21 protein-coding genes are annotated in these 21,641 nt (G+C 66.8%); 8 read left to right on the top strand and 13 right to left on the bottom strand.

Annotation, left to right across the window (positions count from 1 at the left end; genetic code table 11):
- Window positions 1-16 precede the first annotated feature (16 nt).
- The 6 genes from DGN21_RS04150 to DGN21_RS04125 all read right to left on the bottom strand — a co-directional run bounded on the left by DGN21_RS04150 (window position 17) and on the right by DGN21_RS04125 (window position 4,802).
- Window positions 17-811, bottom strand: coding sequence for a thymidylate synthase (locus tag DGN21_RS04150; protein WP_039530607.1), 795 nt, complete (start codon window positions 809-811; stop codon window positions 17-19).
- Complete coding sequence (gene lgt / locus DGN21_RS04145) at window positions 808-1,698, bottom strand: prolipoprotein diacylglyceryl transferase (RefSeq protein ID WP_126967010.1); 891 nt, start codon at window positions 1,696-1,698, stop codon at window positions 808-810. Before lgt ends, DGN21_RS04150 begins: the two co-directional genes overlap by 4 nt.
- Window positions 1,699-1,752: 54 nt before the next feature.
- Window positions 1,753-2,244: a TPM domain-containing protein gene (locus DGN21_RS04140; RefSeq protein ID WP_126967011.1), complete on the bottom strand. Its 492-nt coding sequence runs from the start codon at window positions 2,242-2,244 to the stop codon at window positions 1,753-1,755.
- Window positions 2,244-3,140, bottom strand: a complete 897-nt coding sequence (locus tag DGN21_RS04135) for a TPM domain-containing protein (protein ID WP_215825130.1) — start codon at window positions 3,138-3,140, stop codon at window positions 2,244-2,246. Before DGN21_RS04135 ends, DGN21_RS04140 begins: the two co-directional genes overlap by 1 nt.
- Before the next feature lie 385 nt (window positions 3,141-3,525).
- Window positions 3,526-4,158, bottom strand: coding sequence for a LemA family protein (locus DGN21_RS04130; protein ID WP_046346231.1), 633 nt, complete (start codon window positions 4,156-4,158; stop codon window positions 3,526-3,528).
- Between the two features lie 263 nt (window positions 4,159-4,421).
- Window positions 4,422-4,802: a diacylglycerol kinase gene (locus DGN21_RS04125; protein ID WP_046345747.1), complete on the bottom strand. Its 381-nt coding sequence runs from the start codon at window positions 4,800-4,802 to the stop codon at window positions 4,422-4,424.
- Between the two features lie 318 nt (window positions 4,803-5,120).
- Here DGN21_RS04125 and DGN21_RS04120 point away from each other — a divergent pair, with 318 nt between their 5' ends.
- A complete protein-coding gene (locus DGN21_RS04120) occupies window positions 5,121-5,822 on the top strand; it encodes an SGNH/GDSL hydrolase family protein (protein ID WP_126965326.1) in 702 nt (233 codons plus the stop codon).
- A 235-nt stretch (window positions 5,823-6,057) separates the two neighbouring features.
- Here DGN21_RS04120 and DGN21_RS04115 read toward each other — a convergent pair whose 3' ends face one another.
- The 3 genes from DGN21_RS04115 to DGN21_RS04105 all read right to left on the bottom strand — a co-directional run bounded on the left by DGN21_RS04115 (window position 6,058) and on the right by DGN21_RS04105 (window position 8,960).
- Window positions 6,058-7,329 (bottom strand): HAMP domain-containing sensor histidine kinase, encoded by a 1,272-nt coding sequence (locus DGN21_RS04115; RefSeq protein WP_065032031.1) that lies wholly within the window; start codon window positions 7,327-7,329, stop codon window positions 6,058-6,060.
- Between the two features lie 144 nt (window positions 7,330-7,473).
- Window positions 7,474-8,187, bottom strand: a complete 714-nt coding sequence (locus DGN21_RS04110; RefSeq protein WP_002811889.1) for a response regulator transcription factor — start codon at window positions 8,185-8,187, stop codon at window positions 7,474-7,476.
- A gap of 104 nt (window positions 8,188-8,291) precedes the next feature.
- A complete protein-coding gene (locus DGN21_RS04105) occupies window positions 8,292-8,960 on the bottom strand; it encodes an arylesterase (RefSeq protein ID WP_184428960.1) in 669 nt (222 codons plus the stop codon).
- Between the two features lie 109 nt (window positions 8,961-9,069).
- Here DGN21_RS04105 and DGN21_RS04100 point away from each other — a divergent pair, with 109 nt between their 5' ends.
- From DGN21_RS04100 to DGN21_RS04070, 7 genes are all read left to right on the top strand, one after another.
- Window positions 9,070-9,669 (top strand): ATP-binding cassette domain-containing protein, encoded by a 600-nt coding sequence (locus DGN21_RS04100; RefSeq protein WP_024938296.1) that lies wholly within the window; start codon window positions 9,070-9,072, stop codon window positions 9,667-9,669.
- Window positions 9,666-12,149 carry an FtsX-like permease family protein gene (locus DGN21_RS04095; protein ID WP_126965325.1) on the top strand — a complete coding sequence of 828 codons (2,484 nt, stop codon included), beginning with the start codon at window positions 9,666-9,668 and terminating at the stop codon, window positions 12,147-12,149. Before DGN21_RS04100 ends, DGN21_RS04095 begins: the two co-directional genes overlap by 4 nt.
- Before the next feature lie 194 nt (window positions 12,150-12,343).
- Window positions 12,344-13,261, top strand: a complete 918-nt coding sequence (locus DGN21_RS04090) for a TauD/TfdA family dioxygenase (RefSeq protein ID WP_126965324.1) — start codon at window positions 12,344-12,346, stop codon at window positions 13,259-13,261.
- Window positions 13,262-13,346: 85 nt separating this feature from the next.
- The gene (locus tag DGN21_RS04085; protein WP_126965323.1) at window positions 13,347-14,393 is read left to right on the top strand and encodes an ABC transporter substrate-binding protein; all 1,047 of its coding nucleotides are present in this window, start codon (window positions 13,347-13,349) and stop codon (window positions 14,391-14,393) included.
- Window positions 14,394-14,396: 3 nt separating this feature from the next.
- A complete protein-coding gene (locus DGN21_RS04080) occupies window positions 14,397-15,236 on the top strand; it encodes an ABC transporter ATP-binding protein (protein ID WP_039530624.1) in 840 nt (279 codons plus the stop codon).
- The gene (locus DGN21_RS04075) at window positions 15,233-16,117 is read left to right on the top strand and encodes an ABC transporter permease (protein WP_215825129.1); all 885 of its coding nucleotides are present in this window, start codon (window positions 15,233-15,235) and stop codon (window positions 16,115-16,117) included. Before DGN21_RS04080 ends, DGN21_RS04075 begins: the two co-directional genes overlap by 4 nt.
- A 186-nt stretch (window positions 16,118-16,303) precedes the next feature.
- Complete coding sequence (locus DGN21_RS04070) at window positions 16,304-16,657, top strand: DMT family protein (protein WP_024938302.1); 354 nt, start codon at window positions 16,304-16,306, stop codon at window positions 16,655-16,657.
- A gap of 618 nt (window positions 16,658-17,275) precedes the next feature.
- On the opposite strand, the gene DGN21_RS04065 is transcribed toward DGN21_RS04070, so the two are convergent.
- From DGN21_RS04065 to DGN21_RS04050, 4 genes are all read right to left on the bottom strand, one after another.
- Window positions 17,276-18,199: a DUF6607 family protein gene (locus DGN21_RS04065; RefSeq protein WP_126965319.1), complete on the bottom strand. Its 924-nt coding sequence runs from the start codon at window positions 18,197-18,199 to the stop codon at window positions 17,276-17,278.
- Between the two features lie 27 nt (window positions 18,200-18,226).
- Complete coding sequence (locus tag DGN21_RS04060; RefSeq protein WP_126965318.1) at window positions 18,227-18,859, bottom strand: Hemin transport protein; 633 nt, start codon at window positions 18,857-18,859, stop codon at window positions 18,227-18,229.
- A 5-nt stretch (window positions 18,860-18,864) separates the two neighbouring features.
- Window positions 18,865-21,096, bottom strand: a complete 2,232-nt coding sequence (locus DGN21_RS04055) for a TonB-dependent hemoglobin/transferrin/lactoferrin family receptor (RefSeq protein ID WP_126965317.1) — start codon at window positions 21,094-21,096, stop codon at window positions 18,865-18,867.
- Between the two features lie 155 nt (window positions 21,097-21,251).
- The gene (locus DGN21_RS04050; RefSeq protein ID WP_024938306.1) at window positions 21,252-21,491 is read right to left on the bottom strand and encodes a hemin uptake protein HemP; all 240 of its coding nucleotides are present in this window, start codon (window positions 21,489-21,491) and stop codon (window positions 21,252-21,254) included.
- Window positions 21,492-21,641: the final 150 nt, after the last annotated feature.

Below are 21,641 nucleotides of genomic sequence, written 5' to 3'. Positions count from 1 at the left end.
GCCAGCCAAGCGACGCTCACACCGCCACCGGCGCCTTGATTGCCGGATGCGGGTCGTAACCCTCGATGGCGATGTCCTCGAAGCGGAACGCGAACAGGTCGGTCACGGCGGGATTCAGGCGCAGGCGCGGCAGCGCGCGCGGTGTGCGGGTCAGTTGCTCGCGCGCCTGCGCGAAGTGATTCGAATACAGGTGCGCATCGCCCAGCGTGTGCACGAAATCGCCCACGCCCAGGCCGGTGGCCTGCGCCACCATGTGCGTCAGCAGTGCATAGCTGGCGATATTGAACGGCACACCGAGAAAGATGTCGCCGCTGCGCTGATACAGCTGGCAGCTGAGCTTGCCGTTCACCACATAGAACTGGAACAGGCTGTGGCACGGCATCAAGGCCATCTGCGGCAGCTCGCCGACATTCCAGGCGCTGATCACCAGCCGGCGCGAATCCGGGTTGCGCTTGATCTCGTCCACCAGCCATTGCATCTGGTCGATCTCGACGCCGTCCGGGCCGGTCCAGCGCCGCCACTGCTTGCCGTAAACCGGGCCGAGATCGCCGTTGTCGTCGGCCCATTCGTCCCAGATGCGGACCTGGTGGTCCTTGAGATAGCCGATGTTGGTGTCGCCCTGCAGGAACCACAGCAGCTCATGGATGATCGAGCGCAGGTGCAGCTTCTTGGTGGTGACCAGCGGAAAGCCATCATTGAGGTCGAAGCGCATCTGCCAGCCGAACACGCTGCGCGTGCCGGTACCGGTGCGATCGGACTTCTCGGCGCCGTGTTCCAGCACATGCTGCAGCAGGTCCAGATAGGGCTTCACTTGGCCGCCTCCGCGCCCGCGGTCTGCGCCAGCATCGGCTGCAGCACCGGCGCGCGGCGCGACATCGCCAGCAACACCAGGCCGCCGATGATCAACGGCAGGCTCAGGATCTGCCCCATCGTCAGCCAGTTGAAGGCCAGGTAGCCGATCGGTGCATCCGGCACGCGCACGAATTCCACGATGAAACGGAACACGCCGTACAGCAGCGCGAACATCCCCGACACCGCATAGCGTGCGCGCGGCTTCATCGAGAAGGTCCACAGCACCACGAACATCACCACGCCTTCCAGCGCCGCCTCGTAGAGCTGCGAAGGATGCCGCGCGAACTGGTTCAACGCACCGGCGGCGTACTGCGCCTGGAGTTCTGCCGGCAACCTGCCGGCCAGTTCCGGCGCAAGCGGGAAGATCACGCCCCAGCCGGCATCGGTGAACTTGCCCCACAGCTCGCCGCCGACGAAATTGCCAAGCCTCCCGAAGCCCAGGCCCAGCGGCACCAACGGCGCCACGAAATCCATCACGTCGAAGAAGTGCAGCCGGTGCTTGCGCGCCCACAGCCCGCAGGCAATCAGCACGCCCAGCAGGCCGCCGTGGAAGCTCATGCCGCCCTGCCACACCTTGAACAGGATCAACGGGTTGGCCAGCAGGCTGTCGAACGCATAGAACAGCATGTAGCCGATGCGCCCGCCCAGCACCACGCCGAGCATGCCGTAGAACAACAGGTCGGAAAATCCGTCCATGTCCACGCCCGGCAGGCGGCCGCGCAGGATACGCGAGCGCCCCAGTGCCCAGGCAGAGAAGAACGCAGCCAGGTACATCAACCCGTACCAGTGCACCTGCACCGGTCCAAGCGAGAAGGCGATGGGGTCGATGGCGTGCAGATAGATCATGCGGACCGCGGATCACAAAAAAGCGAGGCGTCTATTCTGACACCTCGCACGCGTTCAGCCTAAGAGCTGGGGACGATCGGGCAGCTCATCTTCATGCTGGGAGCCGGCAGCGGCAGGAAAATGCTCGGTCAACAGTTCGGTCACCGCCTCGATTCCGGCCAGCACCGCCGCCTCGTGCTCGCCCTCGCGCAGGAACTGCTGCATGCGCCGGCACACCTCGGCCCACTGCGCCTCCGGCACCCGGCTGCGCAGCCCACGGTCGGCGACCACTTCGATGGCGTGGTCGGCCAGCAGCAGATACAGCAGCACCCCGTTGTTGGCTTCGGTGTCCCAGGTGCGCAATTGCGCGAAGGCCTGCTCGGCACGCTGGCGCGCGGTGTGACCGCGCCATAGCGCGCTCAGCGGTAGGTCGGCTTCCACCGCCACCATGACCTGGCCGGTATGGGTGCGCTCGCTGGCGGCAACCGCCGCGGCGATCGCGTCCATGCAGCTGGCCGGGAAACTGCGCTGCGCCGAGGGCGCGAAGACATGCCTGAGCCACCGCATTACCAGCTCCCCGAGGCGCCACCGCCTCCCGATGATCCGCCACCACCACCCCAGCCGCCGCCACCGAAACCGCCGCGGCCACCGCCTCCAAAGCCACCGAATCCACCACCGCCCCAGCCACCGCCGCCGACAAAGCGCCCCGGCGAACCGGACGCCAGGCCGGCCAGCAGCCCGATCACCGCAGCGCCGGCGCTGGCGAACAGCAGCGAGGTAAACAGCAAGGCGGCGCCACCGGCGGCGACGCCGGTCAGCAGCGCGCGCAGCGGCCGTGGCAGGGCACCAAGAATGCCGCGCGCCACCATCGCGACCACAAAACCGATGAACAAGGCCATGATCCAGCCGCCGCCATCCGAGCCATTGCCCGCGCCGCCATCGGCGTGCCCGCTGACCGGCGCGGGCAAGGCCTCGCCCTCGATCAGGCCGGCCAGCGTCGCAGTCGCCGCACTGATGCCACCGGCGTAGTCGCCCTCACGGAAGCGCGGCGCCAGATACTCCTGGATGATGCGGTTGGCCGTGATGTCGGGGATCGCGCCTTCCAGGCCGTAGCCGGGCTGGATCCGCACCCGGCGGTCGTCCTTGGCCACCAGCAGCAACACACCGTCGTCCACGCCCTTGCGGCCGATCTTCCACTGGTCGAACACGCGCTGGGTGTACTGCTCGATCGGCTCCGGCTGCGTTGTCGGCACGATCAGGACCTGCAACTGCGCGCCCTTGCGCTGCTGCAAGGCCAGCGCCTGCTGCTCGAGTTGCCGGGTCTGCGTGGCGTCCAATGTGCCGGTGGTATCGACCACGGGCGAACGCAGTGGCGGAATGGCTGCCAGATCCTGCGCCAGCAGCGAGGCCGGCAACAGCAACAGCGCCAACATCCAGAACACCCGCATGTAGTTCTTCCGCATTCGCAACTCCTGGCTGATTAGCACTGACACGTCATCGGCACTGGCTTGACTGATCCTTCTCCCTGCGGAAGAAGCTGCCCGAAGGGGCGGATGAGGATGCGAGCGAAGCCTCGTGTGAATGAATAACGCACAGGTTTCGCCTAGTACCCTCCCCCGCACCGCGCCCCAGCCCTCGTTAGCAGCGTGGCCGCTCCAAGGCACGTGCGCCAGCGGCGCGCAAGCCGTGCCTTATCGCCCCCAAGGCAGAGAGGCTTGATGTGCCGCTCCTGAAAGTTGGCATTGATCCAACTGACGATCGATGGGTTGCCATCGCAAACCTAACGATTGCCTCGACATGCCGTGCGGCACATTGCGCAGTATTTGGTACTGCGCAATGTGCATGTGTTTACTGCGCGGGCTGCGGTTGCTGCGCAGGTTGCTGCTGCGGCGCCTGCTGATTACCGAAATCCACCTGCGGTGCGCGCGAAATCTGCGCCTCGTTTTCCACGCTGAAATTGGGCTTGGGCTGGTAGCCGAAGATCTTGGCGGTGATCACCTGCGGAAACGAACGGATGTAGGTGTTGTACTCCTGCACCGTCTGGATGTAGCGACCGCGCGCCACGGTGATGCGGTTTTCGGTGCCTTCCAGCTGCACCTGCAGATCGCGGAACGACTGGTCGGATTTCAGCTGCGGATAGTTTTCGCTGACCACCAACAGGCGCGACAGTGCGCTGCCGAGTTCGCCCTGCGCCTGCTGGAACTGCTTGAGCGAGGCTTCGTCGTCGGCATTGACCTGGATCTGCCCGACCCGCGAGCGCGCATTGGTCACCTCGGTCAGCACCTGGCGCTCCTGCTGGGCATAGCCCTGCACGGTGCGCACCAGATTGGGAATCAGGTCGGCGCGACGCTGATACTGATTCAGCACCTCCGACCAACCTGCCTTGACGCCTTCTTCCTTCTGCTGGATCGCGTTGTAGCCGCAACCGGACAGCGAGACGGTCAGGATCAGCAACACCAGGGCGCGAATCAGGACGGGCATGCAGGCGATTCCGTTGAAAGAGAGCCGCAGCATGCCACGCGGCGAGTCAAGCCGGCATGCACGCGTGCGCCTGGCAGGCGATTCGGCCAGGCAAGATGACGCCCGGCCATCGGCAGAAGCAGTCGCTGCATGCCGCGTGACAGGTTGATACGTCAGCTGGCGCGATCCGGTGCGTCCCATCGCAACGAAGGTCTCCATGCACCTGCCAATCCAGTCGCCTACAGAAGCCGACTGGCGGCTGCGCGTCGCGCAGCCCACACTCTTCAGAGCAAGCGCGGCAGCAGGATCAGTCCCCAGCACAGCAGCACATTGATCAGCAGCAGGAACACCGCAGCCGAGCCCATGTCCTTGGCGCGGCCGGCCAGCACGTGGTGCTCGGGGCCGTAACGTTCGATCACCGCCTCGATGGCCGAGTTCAGCAGTTCGGCGGCCAGCACGATCAGCAACGGCGCGATCAGCGCAATGCGTTCCAGGCCGGACTGGCCAAGCCACAGCCCCAGCGGCAGCAGCACTACCGCCAGGCACACCTCCAGCCGAAACGAGGATTCGTGCAGCCATGCCGCGCGCAGGCCCTGCCATGACCAGACCGCTGCCTTGAGCATGCGGCGCGGACCGCGTGGCACGTGTCCCAGTTGATCGGCCATGCGTCAGTGCTTCCGGCCGCAAGGGCATATCTGGGGACGGCTCGAACGCATGGCGTGGTCACTGCTGGGGAAAGTGCGAATCTTGCACCGTCGTGTAGCGCGCCGCCAGGGCGTGACCAGGTGCCGCAACAGCTGGCGTTGGGCCTGCAAGGCCGTCAGATGCTGCCGCATGGCGCAATCTTTTCCACATTGCCGGTGCAGGCCCGGCGGCAGGCTCTGCGAGCAACCCGTGGCAGGCGCTGGACGCCCGCCGGTTTGCCCTGGGCTTACAGCCTGTCGCACCATGGTGGTCCGCTTCACTGTCGCAGGTTCTTTCGCATGACCAAACATCCCTTGCGCACGCTGCTGTGCGCGCTTGCCTTGTTGTCCGGCCACGTCCACGCCGCCGCCCCGCACACCGCGCCACAGATACCGGCGCAGGTGTCCAACGCCGCCTGGGAAGACGACATGCGGCGCTTTTCCGACAGTGATGCGCAACAACCGCCGCCCAAGCACGGCATCGTCTTCGTCGGCAGTTCGTCGATCCGTTTCTGGGACACGCTGGCCCAGGATTTCCCCGGCATGCCGGTGATCAATCGCGGCTTCGGCGGTTCGGAAGTGCGCGACAGCACCTGGTACGCCGATCGCATCGTGGTCCCGTATGCGCCGCGCCAGGTGGTGCTGTATGCCGGCGACAACGATCTCAACAGCGGCCGCACGCCGCAGCAGGTGCGCGACGACGTGCTGGCATTCGTGCAGCGCATCCGCCGTGATGTGCCCACCGCGCGCATCAGCTATCTGTCGATCAAACCCAGCCCGTCGCGCGCGCATCTGCTGCCTTCGATCGTCACTGCCAACCGCCTGATCAAGGACGCACTCGCGCCGCTGCCGCGCGTGGACTACGTGGACGTATACACGCCGATGCTCGACGCCGACGGCAAACCGCGCGCCGAGCTGTTTCGCCAGGACATGCTGCATATGACCGCCGATGGCTATGCCATCTGGCGCAAGGCGGTGGCCCCGGTGTTGGAGCAGAAGTAGCGCCCTGCGGATCGATCTGACGAGGCGCTTGCCAGATCGGTCGATCAATTGCGGCAAGCGATCCTGCAGATGCAGCTGGCCTCTGCGGTGGATCGCCACAGCGCGCGGGATCAATGCAGCGCAGTCGAAAACACCATCATCGCAACCGCAAACAGCGCCCCAGGCGCATGCAGCGCGCCTGCCTCGTCAGCAGACGATTCCAGGCGACCCGCATGTCGCTAACGCCACCACGACCTCAGGCCACCACCACTGCAACCGAGGTGCCGACACCGGACTCGCTATGCAGCTCGATCCGCCAGCCGAAGCGATCGCACAGGCGGCGCACGATCGACAGGCCCAGACCGGTGCCCTGCGGGCGGGTGGGATCGGCGCGGAAGAACGGCTCGAATGCGCGCGCGCGCGCTTCCTCGCTCATGCCGATGCCGGTATCGCGCACGATGATGCGGTCCTGGGTGACTTCCACCTCGATGCTGCCGGTGTCGGTGTAGGCGCAGGCATTGCGCAGCAGGTTGCTGAGCACCACGCGCATCACCCGCGGCGGGGCGAACATCTGCAGGCTGCGGTCGCCAACCATCGTCAGGGACACCGGCTTGTCGCCCAGCAGTTCGCGGGCGCTGTCGACTTCCTCGCTGGCCAGTTCGGCGGCATCGAAGGTTTCGCTTTGCGGGTCGATCTCGGCCTCGCGCGCCAGGATCAGGAAGGCGTCGATCACCGCTTCCATGTCGCGGCCGGCACGCTGGATCCGGCGCAGGCTGCGCTGGGTGCGCTGCGACAGTTCGTCGTCGGCCAGCGCCATGTCGCTGGCCACCCGGATCACCGTCAACGGTGTGCGCAGCTCATGGCTGGCATCGCGCGTGAAATTGCGCTCCCGTGCGACATGGTCGCTGACCCTCTGCCCCAGCGCATGCAGCGCGGCGGCCAATTGCCGCGTCTCACCCTGCAGATCGGCAGGCAACCGCTCCGGCGCCAGTTCGTCGACATCGGGATTGCGCGGATCCCACTGCGACACGCGCCGCGCCAGCCAGCTGATCGGCGAGACCAGCCGCTTGGAAATCCGGTAGGTCACCCAGAACACGCCATAGATCGCCAGCAGCACCAGCATCGCCGGCACCACCCCGAACCAGAGTGTCAGGTGCGCCGCGCGCGAGCGTGGGAACACCAGGTACAAGCGCCCTTCCGGACGTTGGTCGACATACACCAGGGCGTCGGCGGCGGCCACTTCGCTGAAGCCCGGCGACAACTGCCGCAACGCCGCGGGCGCAGGATCGCGGCCCTGGCCGGCGGGCGAAAAATAGCCCTGGATGTTGCGTGTATTCGGCGGCGGATTGCTCGGCGCGCTCTTGTGCAGGCGCCAGAAATGCACTGCCTCGTCGGCAAGCACGGTGCGCACCAGGCTGTACTTGATCACGAAGGACAGCAGATAGCCGCCCAGCACGATCGCCAGGCTCGCCAGGGCGACCTGCAGCAGGAAGGCGAGACGTATTTTTCGTGGAAGCCCGTGCGGCATTGCTGCATCCAGGGGAGAGCGCCGGATTATAGGCAACGCTTCCGTAAGCCCGTCGTGCAGCCAGACGGCAGCACGCGGAAGCGACAGGCGCGTGGGCGCCTAGAGGAGGTGACCGGCCGCCAGAACGGCGGCCGGCCGGTGACATCAGGCCATCGGCTGGGCGATGTCGGCGATGCGATAGCCGGCGCTCTGCACGGTGTGCAGCAACGGACGGTCGAACGGCTTGTCGATGATCTTGCGCAGGTTGTACAGATGGCTGCGCAGGGTGTCCGAATCCGGCAACCCGTTGCCCCAGATCTCGCGCTCGATTTCCTGGCGGGTGACCACCCGCGGCGACTCGCGCATCAGGATGGTGAGCAGGCGCAGGCCGATCGGCGAGAGCTGCAGCTCGGTGCCGGCGCGGGTGGCGCGCATGCTGACCGGATCGAGCACCAGGTCGGCGACCTTGAGCACTTCCGAACCGACCTGGCGGCGCTCGCGGCGGATCAGGGCACGCAGGCGCGCTTCCAGTTCCTGGATCGCAAACGGCTTGGTCAGGTAGTCGTCGGCACCGAAACCCAGGCCGGTGAGCTTGTCGTCCAGCGTGTCGCGGGCGGTCAGCATCAGTACCGGGGTGGACTTGCGTGCGTCGTTACGCAGGCGGCGACACACTTCGATGCCGTCCAGACGTGGCAGCATGAGATCCAGCACGACCACGTCGTAGCTGTTCTCGGCGGCCAGACGGTAGCCGTCGAGTCCGTCCTGCGCATAGTCGACCTCGAAGCCACGGCCTTCCAGGTACTCGCCGATCATTTCAGAGATATTGCGGTTGTCTTCGACGACCAGCACGAGGCCGGACGTTTCCTTGGTCTGACGCATGGACTTTCCTCGGTCTTCAGCTTTGTGAAACATGCCGGATCGGCAGTGGAAAGGGCGTGAAGACCAACTAACGTTCTGTGACGGCGCGCGGTGGCCGCCGGTTGTCAGCGCCCGAGCAACGGACGCAGCGACGGCCACACCGTTTCCAGCACCCTGGGCTGGGCAGCGGCAGTGGGATGCAGGCCGTCTGCCTGCATCAGGCCTGGCTGCAGCGCGACCTTTTCCAGGAAAAACGGCACCAAGGCGGTCTTGTACTGCCTGGACAGGTCGGCGTAGCTCGCCTTCAGACGCTCGCGGTAGGCGGGGCCGTAGTTGGGCGGCACATCGATGCCCAACAACAGCACCTTCGCCCCGGCCTGCTGGCTGAGCTGGATCATCTTTTCCAGGTTGCCCTTGAGCTGGGCCGGGGTCAGGCCGCGTAGCGCATCGTTGCCGCCGAGTTCGATCACCACCACGCCGGGGCGGTGCTTCTGCAGCAGGCCGGGCAGCCGCGTCAGCGCACCGGAGGTGGTTTCGCCGCTGATGCTGGCATTGACGACCGCCGGTGGCGTCGCCATGTCACGCTTGAGGCGTTGGTCCAGCAAGGTGACCCAGCCGGACTGCACCGGGATGTTGTGCGCAGCGCTCAGGCTGTCGCCGACCACCAGGATCGGTGCGGTCGCCACCGGACTTTTGGCAGAGGCAATTCCCGGCGCAAGCAGGGACAGTGTCAGCAGCCACAGGACCAGCGCGCCATATCGCAGTGTTCTTTCACGCATTCGGAGATTCCTCATCGACAGTCTGGCCCCCCGCTCCAGCACCCGCACCGCCATCGACGTCCGCGAGGTCGGCAAGTCCGTCAGCGGACCGGAGGGAACACTCCACATCCTCGACAACATCAGCTTGACGGTCAGTGAAGGCGACAGTATCGCCATCGTCGGCGCGTCCGGCTCGGGCAAGACCACCCTGCTCGGCCTGCTGGCCGGGCTGGACCTGCCTAGCCGCGGCAGCATCGCGCTCTCCGGCCAGCAGCTGGGCCAGTTGGACGAAGAGGCGCGTGCCGCCTTGCGCGCGCGCGAGGTGGGCTTCGTGTTCCAGAGCTTCCATCTGCTGCCGGCACTCACCGCCGAAGAAAACATCGCGCTGCCGCTGGAACTGGCCGGGCGCGAGGACCCGGCGCGGGTGCGCGAGGTGCTGGAGGCGGTGGGCCTGAGCGCGCGCGCGCGCCACTACCCGCGCCAGCTGTCCGGCGGCGAGCAGCAACGTGTGGCGCTGGCACGCGCCTTCGTGGCCAAACCGCGCATCCTGTTTGCCGACGAGCCCACCGGCAGCCTGGACCAGGCCACCGGCGCGCAGATCAGCGACCTGCTGTTTGCGCTCAATGCCACCAGCGATACCACCCTGGTGCTGGTGACCCACGACATGACGCTGGCGCAGCGCTGCAACCACATCTACCGCATCGACAGCGGCCGCCTGCACGCCCAGCCCGGTTCGGCCGCATGAACGTGCTGCGCCAAGCCGCGCGCGCGGTGCGCCGCGAATTCCTGGCCGGCGACCTGCTGACCGTGTTCGCCGCGCTGGTGCTGGGCGTGGCGGTGATGACGGCCGTCGGCACGCTGGTCGATCGGGTGACCCTGGCGTTGACTTCCAGCGCGGCCGAAGTACTCGGTGGCGATCTGGGCGTGACCGGCCGCCAGGAGATCCCGGCCGACTTCGCCGCGGAAGCGCAGCGGCGTGGCTTGCAGAGCACGCGCATGGTCAGCTTCCCCAGCGTGCTGTTCCATGGCGACGCCAGCCAGATGGCCAATATCCGCGGGGTCGGCGCGGGCTACCCATTGCGTGGGCAATTGCTGGTGTCCACGGACAGTGCCGGCATGCAGGGCAAGCCGGCTGGCGCACCACCGCCGGGCCAGGCCTATGCCGATCCCCGCCTGCTGGAGGCCCTGGGCCTGCGCGTGGGCGAACAGCTGGAATTCGGCGCCGGCCATCTCACCATCACCGGCGTGTTGCGTGCCGAACCGGATGCCTCCGGCGAGCTGATGCAGCTGTCGCCGCCGCTGCTGGTCAATCGCGCCGATATTGATGGTGCCGGCCTGCTCGGCCCGGGCAGCCGCGCCTCGTACCGGCTGATGTTTTCCGGCGCGCCCGCTGCCATCGCCGACTTGCGTGCGTGGCTGAAACCGCGCGCCAGCGAATACCGCCTGGTCGGCATTGAGGACACCCAGCGCGGCATGCGCGCGGCGTTCGATCGCGCGGGGCGCTTTCTGGCCCTGTCGGCGTTGCTGGCGGTGCTGTTGTCAGGTGTGGCCACTGCCTTGGCAGCCAACCGCTTTGCGATGCGGCGTATCGACACCGTGGCGGTGTTGCGCTGCCTGGGCGCACGTCAGCGCGACATCCTGGCGATGCTGTCGCTGCAATTGCTGTTGACCGCGATCCCTGCCTGCCTGGTCGGTATCGGCTTAGGCATGCTCGCGCAGGAAGGCCTGGTGCAGGCGCTGGGCAGCCTGATCCCGAACCGGCTGCCGCTGCCGCAGGCCACCCCTGCCCTGGCGGGCGCAGGCATCGGCCTGGTGCTGTTGCTGGGCTTCGGCCTGCCGCCGCTACTGCGGCTGCGCAACGTGCCGCCGATGCGCGTGCTCAACCGCAGCTTTGCCGCGGTGCCGCCGAGTTCCTTGCTGGTCTACGCCGCGGCATTGGCGGCCACGTTGGCGCTGACCGTGTACGCGACCGGCAACCTGGTGCTGGCCGGCTGGGTGCTGGGTGGCCTGGCCGCATTGGCGCTGGTGGCGATGGCGCTGGGACTGGGTCTGCTGGCCCTGCTGCGGCCGATCCAGCACCGCCTGCGCGGCGCCTGGAAGCTGGGCCTGGCCTCGCTGACGCGGCGCCGCGGGCTGAGCGTGGTGCAGCTGGTCGGGCTGTCGCTGTCGTTGTGCGCGCTGCTGCTGCTGGCGGTGGTCGGCCCCGGCCTGCTTGGGCAGTGGCGCGATCGGCTGCCGGTGGATACGCCCAACTATTTCCTGATGAATATCCAGCCCGAGCAGACCGAACCGGTATTGCAGACGCTGCGCGGCCTGGGTGTGCAGGATGCGGCCGTGGAGCCGTTTTCGACCGGGCGCCTGGTGGCGATCAACGACAAGCCACCGCTGCGCGGCGACCGCGATCCGGCCGACGATGGCGACGGCGACAACCGCCCGGTCAATTTCTCCTGGCGGCATGCATTTCCGCCGGCAAACACCTTGCTGGAAGGCAAGTTCTGGGCGGCCGACAGCACCGCGCCGGAGGCTTCGGTGGAAGAAGGCTGGGCGCAGCGGTATCAGCTCAAACTGGGCGACCGCATCACCCTGCTGCTGGGCGAGCAGCAGCGCAGCTTCACCGTCACCAGCATCCGCAAGGCCGACTGGGACTCGTTCCGGGTCAATTTCTTCCTGCTGCTCAACCAGGGCTCGGTCGGCGATGCGCCGTACAACCTGATTTCCAGCTTCCACCTGCCGCCCGGCAACGCGCCCAAGCTGGCGTCGCTGAGCCGCGACTACCCCAACATTTCGGTGCTGGATATCGATGCGATCCTCGGCCGCGTGCGCGAGGTGATCGACCAGGTGGCGCAGGCGGTGCAACTGGTGATGGGTTTCAGCCTGCTGGCCGGCGTGCTGGTGCTGCTGGCGGCCTTGCAGGCCACCGCCGGCGAGCGTCGCTATGACAGCGCGGTGCTGCGCACGCTGGGCGCGCGTCGCGGCCAGTTGCGTGGTGCGGTGCTGGTGGAGTTCGGCGCGCTCGGTCTGCTGGCGGCGACGCTGGCGGTGACCGCCGCCGCGGTGATCGGTGCGGTGGTCGGGCAAAAGGCGTTCGAGATCGCATTGACGCCGGACTGGCCGCGCCTGCTGCTCGGCGGCGCGTTTGGCCTTGCGCTGAGCCTGCTGGCCGGCTGGTCGGGCACGCGACGCATCCTGTCCACGCCGCCGGCGTTGGCACTGCGGACCGACTAAGGCCGGGTCGGTTGAACCCGCGGACGGGCGGCGCGCAGGCGTCGCCCGTCCGCGTTCCGTCACACCGCTGCATATACCGGCAGCGCATAAGCACCTTGCCAATCGTACGTTCGCAGCGGCGACCGGACTGCCTACAGTGGTGTGTCCGGCCGCCGGCCCAGGCGGCCATCCGTTGCCGTCGAGGTGCCACCGTCATGGCCAGCATCACTTCCGCTGCGCGTGCGCAGCCGCCGCGCGATGCGGTTTCCCCACAGCACTCTTCCAGCGTCCGGATCGTGCCGTTCGACGCCCCGCTGGGCGCCGAAGTGATCGGCCTGGATCTGTCACAGCCACTGGATGCAGACACCTTCGCGCGCATCCATCAGGCGCATCTGGACTACCACGTGCTGGTGTTCCGCGAGCAACGCATCACGCCGGCGCAGCAGGTGGCTTTCAGCCGTCGCTTCGGCCCGTTGCAGATCCATGTGCTGCGCAACTTCCAGTTGCGCGGACATCCGGAAGTGCTGGTGGTGTCCAACATCAAGGAGAACGGCGAGCCGATCGGCCTGGGTGATGCCGGCCACTACTGGCACTCGGACCTGTCGTACAAGGACACCCCCAGCCTGGGCTCGCTGTTGCATGCGCAGGAATTGCCCAGCGAAGGCGGCGACACCTTGTTCGCCAACCAGCACCTGGCCTGGCAGACCCTGCCCGACGCGCTCAAGCACGCGGTGCGGGACCTGCGTGCCGAGCACAGCTATCTGGCCAAGTACGAAGAACTGCGCGCGCGCAATCCGTGGCGCCCGGCGCTGACGCCGGAGCAGATCGCCGAAGTGAAGCCGGTGCAGCATCCAATCGTGCGCACCCATCCGGAAACCGGCCAGAAAGCGCTGTTTGTCAGCGAGCATTTCACCACCCGCATCGTCGGCTTGCCCGACGACGAAAGTGCTGCACTGCTGCAGGCCCTGTTCGCACACAGCACCGGCGATGCGCTGGTGTATCGGCATCGCTGGCAGCCGCACGACATGGTGTTCTGGGACAACCGCTCGGTCATGCATCTGGCCGCCGGCACGCCCGATCATCTGCGTCGCCGGCTCAACCGCACCACCATCGAAGGCGATGCGCCGTTCTAGCCAAGGTGCTGCCTCGCGCGCGTTTCGCAACACGTAATGCGCTGGGAAACGCGCCTTCTTCCTCCCCCCTCGACTGGAGCGCCGCATGCGTTTGACCGTCACCTCTCACGCACGTCCGCAGCGCCGACGTTTTTCCCGACGTGTCGCGCTGCTGCTCCTGGCCGCATTGCCGTTGCTGCACAGCGCGCATGCGCAGGCCGAAGGAAAGCTGCGCATCGCCAAACAGTTCGGCATCGTCTATCTGTTGCTGGACGTGGCGCAGGATCAGAAACTGATCGAGCAGCAGGGCAAGGCGGCCGGCGTGGACATCGACGTGCAGTTCCTGCAGCTGTCCGGTGGCGCGGCCGTCAACGATGCCCTGCTGACCGGTTCGATCGATATCGCCGGTGCCGGCGTCGGGCCGTTGTTCACCATCTGGGACCGCACGCATGGCCGCCAGAACGTGCGCGGCGTGGCGTCGCTGGGCAACTTCCCGTACTACCTGATCAGCAACAATCCGCGCATCAGGAGCATCGGCGATTTCACCCCGCAGGACCGCATCGCGGTGCCGGCCACCGGCGTGTCGGTGCAGTCGCGTTTCCTGCAGCATGCCTCCCAGCAACGCTGGGGCGACAAGGGCACCCACCAGCTGGATCCGCTGCAGGTCGCCTTGCCGCACCCGGACGCGGCCGCCGCGATCATCCGTGGCCGCACCGAGATCACCGCGCATTTCGCCAGCCCGCCATTCCAGGAGCAGGAACTGGCGCGCAACCCGGCCGCGCACATCGTGACCAGTTCCTACGAGATCGAGGGCGGTCCCTCCTCGGCCACCGTGCTGTATGCCACCGAGAAATTCCGCCGCGACAATCCCAAGACCTATCGCGCCTTCGTCGCGGCGCTGGATCAGGCCGCACGCTTCGTCACCGCGCATCCGGAGCAGGCAGCGGATATCTTCCTGCGTCGCAATGGCTCGAGCATCGATCGCGCGCTGGTGCTGCAGATCCTCAAGGACCCGAAAGTGCAGTTCACCGTGGTGCCGCAGAACACGCTGGGGCTGGGCAAGTTCATGCAGCACAGCGGCGCGATCAAGCAGACCCCGAGCAAGCTGAGCGACTACTTCTTCGACGATCCGCTGATTGCGGGCGGGAGCTGAGCGATGAGTCCGTCTACACCCTTGCTGCAGGTCGATCACGTCAGCCTGGAATACGCCTCGGCGCAACGCGTGGTGCGCGCCACCCATCGCGTGCGTTTTGATGTGCATGAAGCCGATCGCTTCGTGCTGCTGGGCCCCTCGGGTTGCGGCAAATCCACCCTGCTCAAGGCGGTGGCCGGCTTCGTCACCCCGCGCGAGGGACAGATCCGTCTGGATGGCAAGGCGGTCACCGGGCCGGGACCGGACCGGGTGGTGGTGTTCCAGGAATTCGACCAGCTGGCGCCCTGGAAGACGGTGCGCGAGAACGTGGTGTTCGGCCTGCGCGCAGCCCGCAAGCTGTCGCGCGCCGAGGCGCGCGAACGTGCCGACGACAGCCTGGCGCAGGTCGGGCTGAGCGCGTTTGCCCAGGCCTACCCGCACACCCTGTCCGGCGGCATGAAGCAACGCGTGGCGATTGCACGCGCGCTGGCGATGCGGCCGCGCGTGTTGCTGATGGACGAGCCGTTCGCCGCACTCGATGCGCTGACGCGTTCGCGCATGCAGGAGCAGGTGCTGGAGCTGTGGGAGCAATCGCGCTTCACCTTGTTGTTCGTCACCCATTCGATCGAGGAGGCGTTGGTGGTAGGCAATCGCGTGCTGCTGTTGTCGCCGCATCCGGGCCAGGTGCGCGCCGAGCTCAACGCGCATGCGTTCGGCCCGCACAGCGCCGGTAGCGTGGCATTCCAGCAGACTGCGCAGCGCATTCATCGGCTGCTGTTCGACCTGCCCGACGACGCCCTGGATGATGCCAAGGTGGCGCCGCTGCGTCGCCCGGCCGAGCGCCAACGCGAGGCGCTGCCATGAGCCGCAGCAACGCCACCGCGCTGCCGCCACTGCCACCGGTGCGGGCCGAGTACGAAGTCGCCCTGCAGCCGCTGGACCCGGCATTGGTTGCAGCCGCCGCGCCGACGCGCTGGCAGGCACCGCCATGGCTGCGCAAGGCGCTGGTGCTGGTGGTGCTGGTCGCGGTGTGGGAGATCGCCGCACGCGTGGTCAGCGACGATCTGATGCTGCCCAGCGCGCTGCAGACCGCACGCGCGTTCTACGACGGGCTGCTGTCCGGCGAGCTGCTGCGCCGCGTGGGCGCTTCGCTGCGCGTACTGGCGCAGGGCTATGCGCTCGGCGTGGTGCTGGCCTTCGTGCTGACCGCGCTGGCCGCTTCCACGCGCTGGGGCCGCGACGTGCTCCGCACGCTGACCGCCATGTTCAATCCGCTGCCGGCGATCGCGCTGCTGCCGCTGGCCTTGCTGTGGTTCGGCCTGGGCACCGGCAGCCTGGTGTTCGTGCTGGTGCATTCGGTGCTGTGGCCGCTGGCGCTGACCACCTACGCCGGTTTCCAGGCCGTGCCGGAAACGCTGCGCATGGCCGGGCGCAATTACGGGTTGCGTGGGCCGCGCTACGTGGCGCAGCTGCTGATTCCCGCCGCGCTGCCGGCGATCCTGTCCGGGTTGAAGATCGGCTGGGCCTTCGCTTGGCGCACCCTGATCGCCGCCGAGCTGGTGTTCGGCGCCACCTCCGGCCAGGGCGGCCTGGGCTGGTACATCTTCCAGAACCGCAACGAGCTGTATACCGACCGCGTGTTCGCCGGCCTGGCGATGGTGATCGTGCTGGGCCTGCTGGTGGAGGGCGTGGTGTTCCAGGCGATCGAGCGGCTGACCGTGCGCCGCTGGGGCATGCAGCGTTAGCGGGATGACCGCAGGCGCTGCGAGCGCAGCGATGCGTGGCCAGGCGTTTTGCCTGGCCACGCTGCAGATGAACGTGTTGCGCCGGCCACCAACGCCCTGAGCCCGCGTGCCGGGCTCATCGGCACGGTCGCGTGCGCTTAACGGGGCTGGCTTATGCTGCCGGCCCCTTTGCTGCCGTCTGCCGTCATGCCTACCGCCCCCTTCACTGCCTATCTGTATCCGGTGCTGTTGCTGATCGCCAGCAACGTGTTCATGACCTTTGCCTGGTACGGGCATCTGAAGTACAAGAGCACGCCGCTGATGATCGCGATCCTGGTCAGCTGGGGCATCGCGTTCTTCGAATACTGCCTGCAGGTACCGGGCAACCGCCTGGGCAGCGCGGTGTACTCGGCGCCGCAGCTCAAGGGCATGCAGGAAGTGATCACGCTGCTGGTGTTCGCCGGCTTCTCGACCTTCTACCTGGGCCAGTCGTTGAAGTGGAATCACTGGGCCGCATTCGGCTTGATCCTGGTCGCGGCATTCCTGATGTTCAAGGAATAACGACCAAGCGCCGTCTCGCCGGTAGGAGCGCACCAGGGCGCGACCTCGCAGGAGCGTCCCGGGCGCGATGGGCCTTTTCGGGAATGCCACGTCGCGCCCGGGTGCGCTCCTACGGCATGCGGGTGCTTAGTTCGCCGGTTCGACCCACTGCGCGAATACCGCGTCCTGCTTGGTTTTCGGATGCAGGCCGGGGGGCGTATCGAGCAGCCTGGCCCAGCGCGTGCGCACCTTGGCCCCATCGCTCTGGGCGCCCCGCCGTCTCGCTCGTAGGAGCGCACCCGGGCGCGACCTCGCAAGAGCGTCCTGCGGCGCGATGGGCGTTCTCGGGAATGCCACGTCGCGCCCGGGTGCGCTCCTACGGCATGCGGGTGCTTAGTTCGCCGGTTCGACCCACTGCGCGAACACCGCGTCCGGTTTGGTTTTCAGATGCAGGCCGGGGGGCGTATCGAGCAACCTGGCCCAGCGCGTGCGCACCTTGGCCCCATCGCTCTGGGCGCCCCGCCGTCTCGCTCGTAGGAGCGCACCAGGGCGCGACCTCGCAGAAGCGTCCTGCGGTGCGATGGACCTTCTCGGGAATGCCACGTCGCGCCCGGCTGCGCTCCTACGGCATACGGGCGCCTAGTTCGCCGGTTCGACCCACTGCGCGAACACCGCGTCAAGCTGCGCGTCCTTGACCCGCTTGCCGCTCTGCACCGCCTCGGCCTGCTGGAACATCGGCATGATCATCGCCATGCCGTCCGGTTTGGTCTTCAGGTGCAGGCCGGGGGGCGTATCAAGGAACCTTGCCCAGCGCGTGCGCACCTTGGCCCAGTAGCCTTGGGTGCCCTTCCAGTACGCATAGGCCGGGGCGAAGTCGACCTCGGTGGTCTTGCGGTAATCATTGAAGCCGAACTCGCGCGCGATCGCTTCCTGGCTGCCGTCGGGCTTGCGCAGCACCTTGGTGTTGAACTGTTCGTGGGTCCAGCCGTTGGGCGTGAGCGTGTGGCGATTGATCACCGCGAGCGCGTTGTAGTCGCTGCGCTTGGTGTACTCGCGGCGTGGCAACGGGCGCCAGCTCAGGTCGCTGGTCCAGGTGGGATGGCCGTCGGCATAGTCCCAGCGCCCGGTGCCGCAATAGCGTGGCGCGTCGCTGACCTCGTAGACGCACTGGGTCCAGGCACCGGCGGTGACTTCCGGGGGCAGCGCATGCACCGTCCAGGTCTGATCGGCGCTGAATTCGAAACGCTGCGGCGCCTCGTAGATCCAGTCCTGCCGCCAATGCTTGGTCACATGCCTGCTCTTCTCGTCGACCAGCAGATGCTGCAACACCAGCTTGCGCGGTGAATCCTCCACCACGATCACCACTTCGCTGGCGCCGCTGCGCATGGCCGATGCACGCTCGTAACCGGGCTTGAGCAACACCGTCTCGTCGAAGGCAAAGTCCACTGCGTATTCGCCCTGCATCGCCAGGATGCTCTGCCGATCGCGCTGGGCGTCGGCGGCGGCAATCAACGGCAACAGGCTCAGCGTCAGTGCGATACAACGGGAAAACGTTCGGCTCATCGTAGCTCTCGGGAGTGGTGGGAGACGTCAGCGGCGCAGGCGCACCAGCGACGTGGTCATGCCGGATGGGTTGTTGTTGCTGGATGTGGCGGAGGCCGTGCGCAAGGCGGCAGCACGCGCGCAGCAGCAATCGTCCACCGCCACGCGGCCGTCGATGCCCTCTGCGCGCGCCAGGCGTGCAGCAACCTCCGCGCCCAGCGCCGACACGGTTGCCAGGCTGGCGACAAACGGTTGCTCGCGGGCGGCGGCCGCCTGCAGGCGCAGTGCGCTCAATCGCCACGCCTCCCCACGCATACGCCCGGCCAGACGACGCCACAGCCGCTCGCCGACGCCCAGCTCATGGGTTTCCATCGGCAACGGCGGCAGCCGCGAGACCAGGCGATCCCAGATCAGGAAATCGCTGTCAGGCAGCAGGCAGATGCGCCAGCAGCACTGCCCCTCGGCATCGAAGAACCAGATGCTCTCACGCACGCCATCGCTGTCGACCTGCCGGCACGCCGCCGCATCCACCGCGTGCTGCCAGCCATCCAGTTCGTTGCCCAATGCGGGCCGGTACAGGCACAGCACCGTGCCCAACGCCGCCAACTGCTGCGGACGCGGCAACGCAGCGCGGGTGGCACGTGCATGCGACAACGACGGCAGCGGGCGGGCGATGGGCATGGCCGCTACCAGCTCACCGCCAGGCTGACCGAGGCGGTGCGCCCGGCGCCGGTGAAGCGATCGATCACTGTGCTGCTGGCCAGCGTGCCGTTGGGCAGCGCATTCCAGTCCACATAGCGGCGGTCGGCGAGATTGAAGATGCCTGCGGTGACCTTGGCACCGGGTGCGAACTCCCAATGCCCCAACAGGTCCAGCGTGGCGTAGCCGGCCGGGGTGTAATAGCTGTCCAGCTGCGGGCGACGCTTGCGCGCGACGAAGGTGCCGATCAGTTCCGCGCCCCAGGCATCGCTGTCGAAGGCCACGCCGAGCGTGCCGCGCAGCGGGTCGACCGAGTTGAGCGGGGTGTTGTCGGTGAGATTGTCGCCTTCCGCATACGCCACGGCGCTGTTGAGCGACCAACCCTGCCAGCCGGCCAGCGCGCCCAGGTCGATTCCGCCGCGCGCTTCGGCACCCTTGATCACCACATCGTCCACGTTGCGCGACTGGAACAGCATCAGCCCTTCGGCATTGAAGCCGGCCGGCGCATACGATTCGATGAAGTTGCGGTAGTCGGTGTAGTACACGCTGACACCCAGATAGCCGACTGCATCATTGAAACGCAGCCCGAGTTCGCCACCGCGGCTGGTCTCCGATTTCAGATCCGGATTGGCGATGGCGGTGTAGCGCGCCTGCAGATTGGTGAAGCCGATGTTGACGTCGTTGTACGGCGGCGCGCGGAAGCCGTGTGCGTAATTGGCATACGCCGACCACGCGTCCGAAAACCGCCACACCGCACCGAACTTGGGAGACACCTGGGTCTCGTCGATGGTCTCGGCGGCAACGCCGGGATTGTCTTCGCGAAAGATGTCGTCCACCTGCGGCGACAGCCGGAAGTAATCCACGCGCACCCCGGGCGTCAGCGACAGCTGGCCATCGAACAGGCGGATCTCGTCCTGCGCATACAGCCCGAGCTTGGTGGTCTCGCTCTTGGGAAAATCGCGCACCGGGAACACGTCTTGACCGACGCGGTTGGTGATTGCGCCATTGGCCAGATTGACCGAGTAGCCATCGCGCTTGGCGCGGGTGTCGGTCCAGGTGCCGTCCAGGCCATAGGTGATGTCGTGGCTGAGCGTGCCGGTGTCGATGGTCTTGTGCGCGTTGACCAGCAGGCCGTACACGCGCTGATCGAAGTTGTGTTCGTTATGACGGCGGGTGTTGTTGCCGCGTAGCTCGTCGGTACGCTGCAGGCTCTCGCTGTCCTGGCGATACAGCTGCCACTGCAGGTCGTCGGCCAGCGCCCAATCCAATGCATCCAGCTCGTGGCGCAGCGAGACGCGCGCGCGGGTCTGATGGTCGCGTCCGTCCTGCGACAGGATGCGCAGCGATGGCGTGGTCACGCGCGGGTCGATGCCGGTCAACGCCTCGATGCTGCCATAGTCTTCGTTGCCTTCCACGGTGAGCTTGAAGCGCTGCTGCGCGCTGGGCGCGTACACCAGCTTGGCCAGCACGCTGCGGCCATCGATGCGCTGCGGGTTGGCCGCAGTACGGGTGAAATCGCGGCTGCGGTTGTCGCCCTGGTTCTGTGCCTCCTGGCCCTGGCGATGGCTGACAGCCACCATGCCGCTCCAGCGCTCGCCGCCGAATGCGCCGGTGGCACCGGCGAACAGGCCGTTCCAGTCGCCTTCATAGCCGAACTTCAGGCCGACATAACTGCGCTTGTCGGCGCTCAGGTAATCGGATGGATCCTTGGTGACGAAAGCCACCACGCCGCCCAGCGCGTCGGAGCCGTACAGGGAGCTAGCCGGCCCGCGCACCACTTCGACGCGCTTGAGCGTTTCCAGATCGACGAAGTTGCGATTGGCGTTGAGGTAGCTGCCGAAACTGAAGGTGTCCGACACCGGCACGTTGTCGACCAGGATCGCCACACGGTTGCCGTCCAGCCCGCGGATGCGGATGCCGTTGGCGCCGGTGAAGCGGCCGCTGGTGCTGGTCACCGACACGCCGGGCGTGTAGCGGAACAGATCCTTGAGCTCGCGCACCAGTTGGTTGTCCAGTTGTTCGCGATCGATCACATCCACGGTGCTCGGCACATCGACCAGGGCACGCTGGGTGCGCGTGGCGGTCACCTGCAACCGGTCGAAGTCGTGGACCTCACGCGCGGCGTCACCATTGGCGGCAAGGTCGGCAGCGTGGGCACTCAACGGAAGAGCGGGCAGCGCAAGCGATAGCGCGACCACCAGCGGATGCAGGCGAATCATCGGGAACCTTTGAAGGGAAGTTCCCGGCAGCGTGTGCTGCAGACTAGGCCGCGACCGGCCGCCGGGGGAGAGCGTGGGGTGCGCGGACGGCGGCGGCAACGCCCGCGGCAGGCAACCCGATTCCCTGCGCCAATGCGCGGAATCGGAGGTGGAACTTACTTGGTCAGGATGAGCTTGTCGTTGCTGGTATGGCGCAGGCGATAGACGCGGTCGCCATGCTGGATCAGCACTTCGCGACGGCCTTTGAGCAGCGCCTCGCTGCTGATGAGGTCTTCTGCGGGGACGGCACGCGGAGCAGCGCGGTCGCGCAGGTTGACCGGTTCGGAGCGGAGCAGCACGGGATGAGCGGTCATGATCTGGATCTCCAGTCGGTTGGCCAAACAAATAATAACCATTCTCATTTAATGATCAAGAGCCATTCTCATCTTCTTGACACGACCTTTGCATGGGTCAGACGATTTCGATTCACCAATCCTATTGAAAAGATTCAGCCGCGATTTCTGATTGGGGTTTTCCGTGCAGAGCTCGTGGCCTTGCTGATCACA

Source organism: Xanthomonas sp. MLO165 (assembly GCF_018831305.1).
GTDB lineage: Bacteria > Pseudomonadota > Gammaproteobacteria > Xanthomonadales > Xanthomonadaceae > Xanthomonas > Xanthomonas arboricola.
This window is presented reverse-complemented; position numbering and strand designations above follow the sequence as displayed.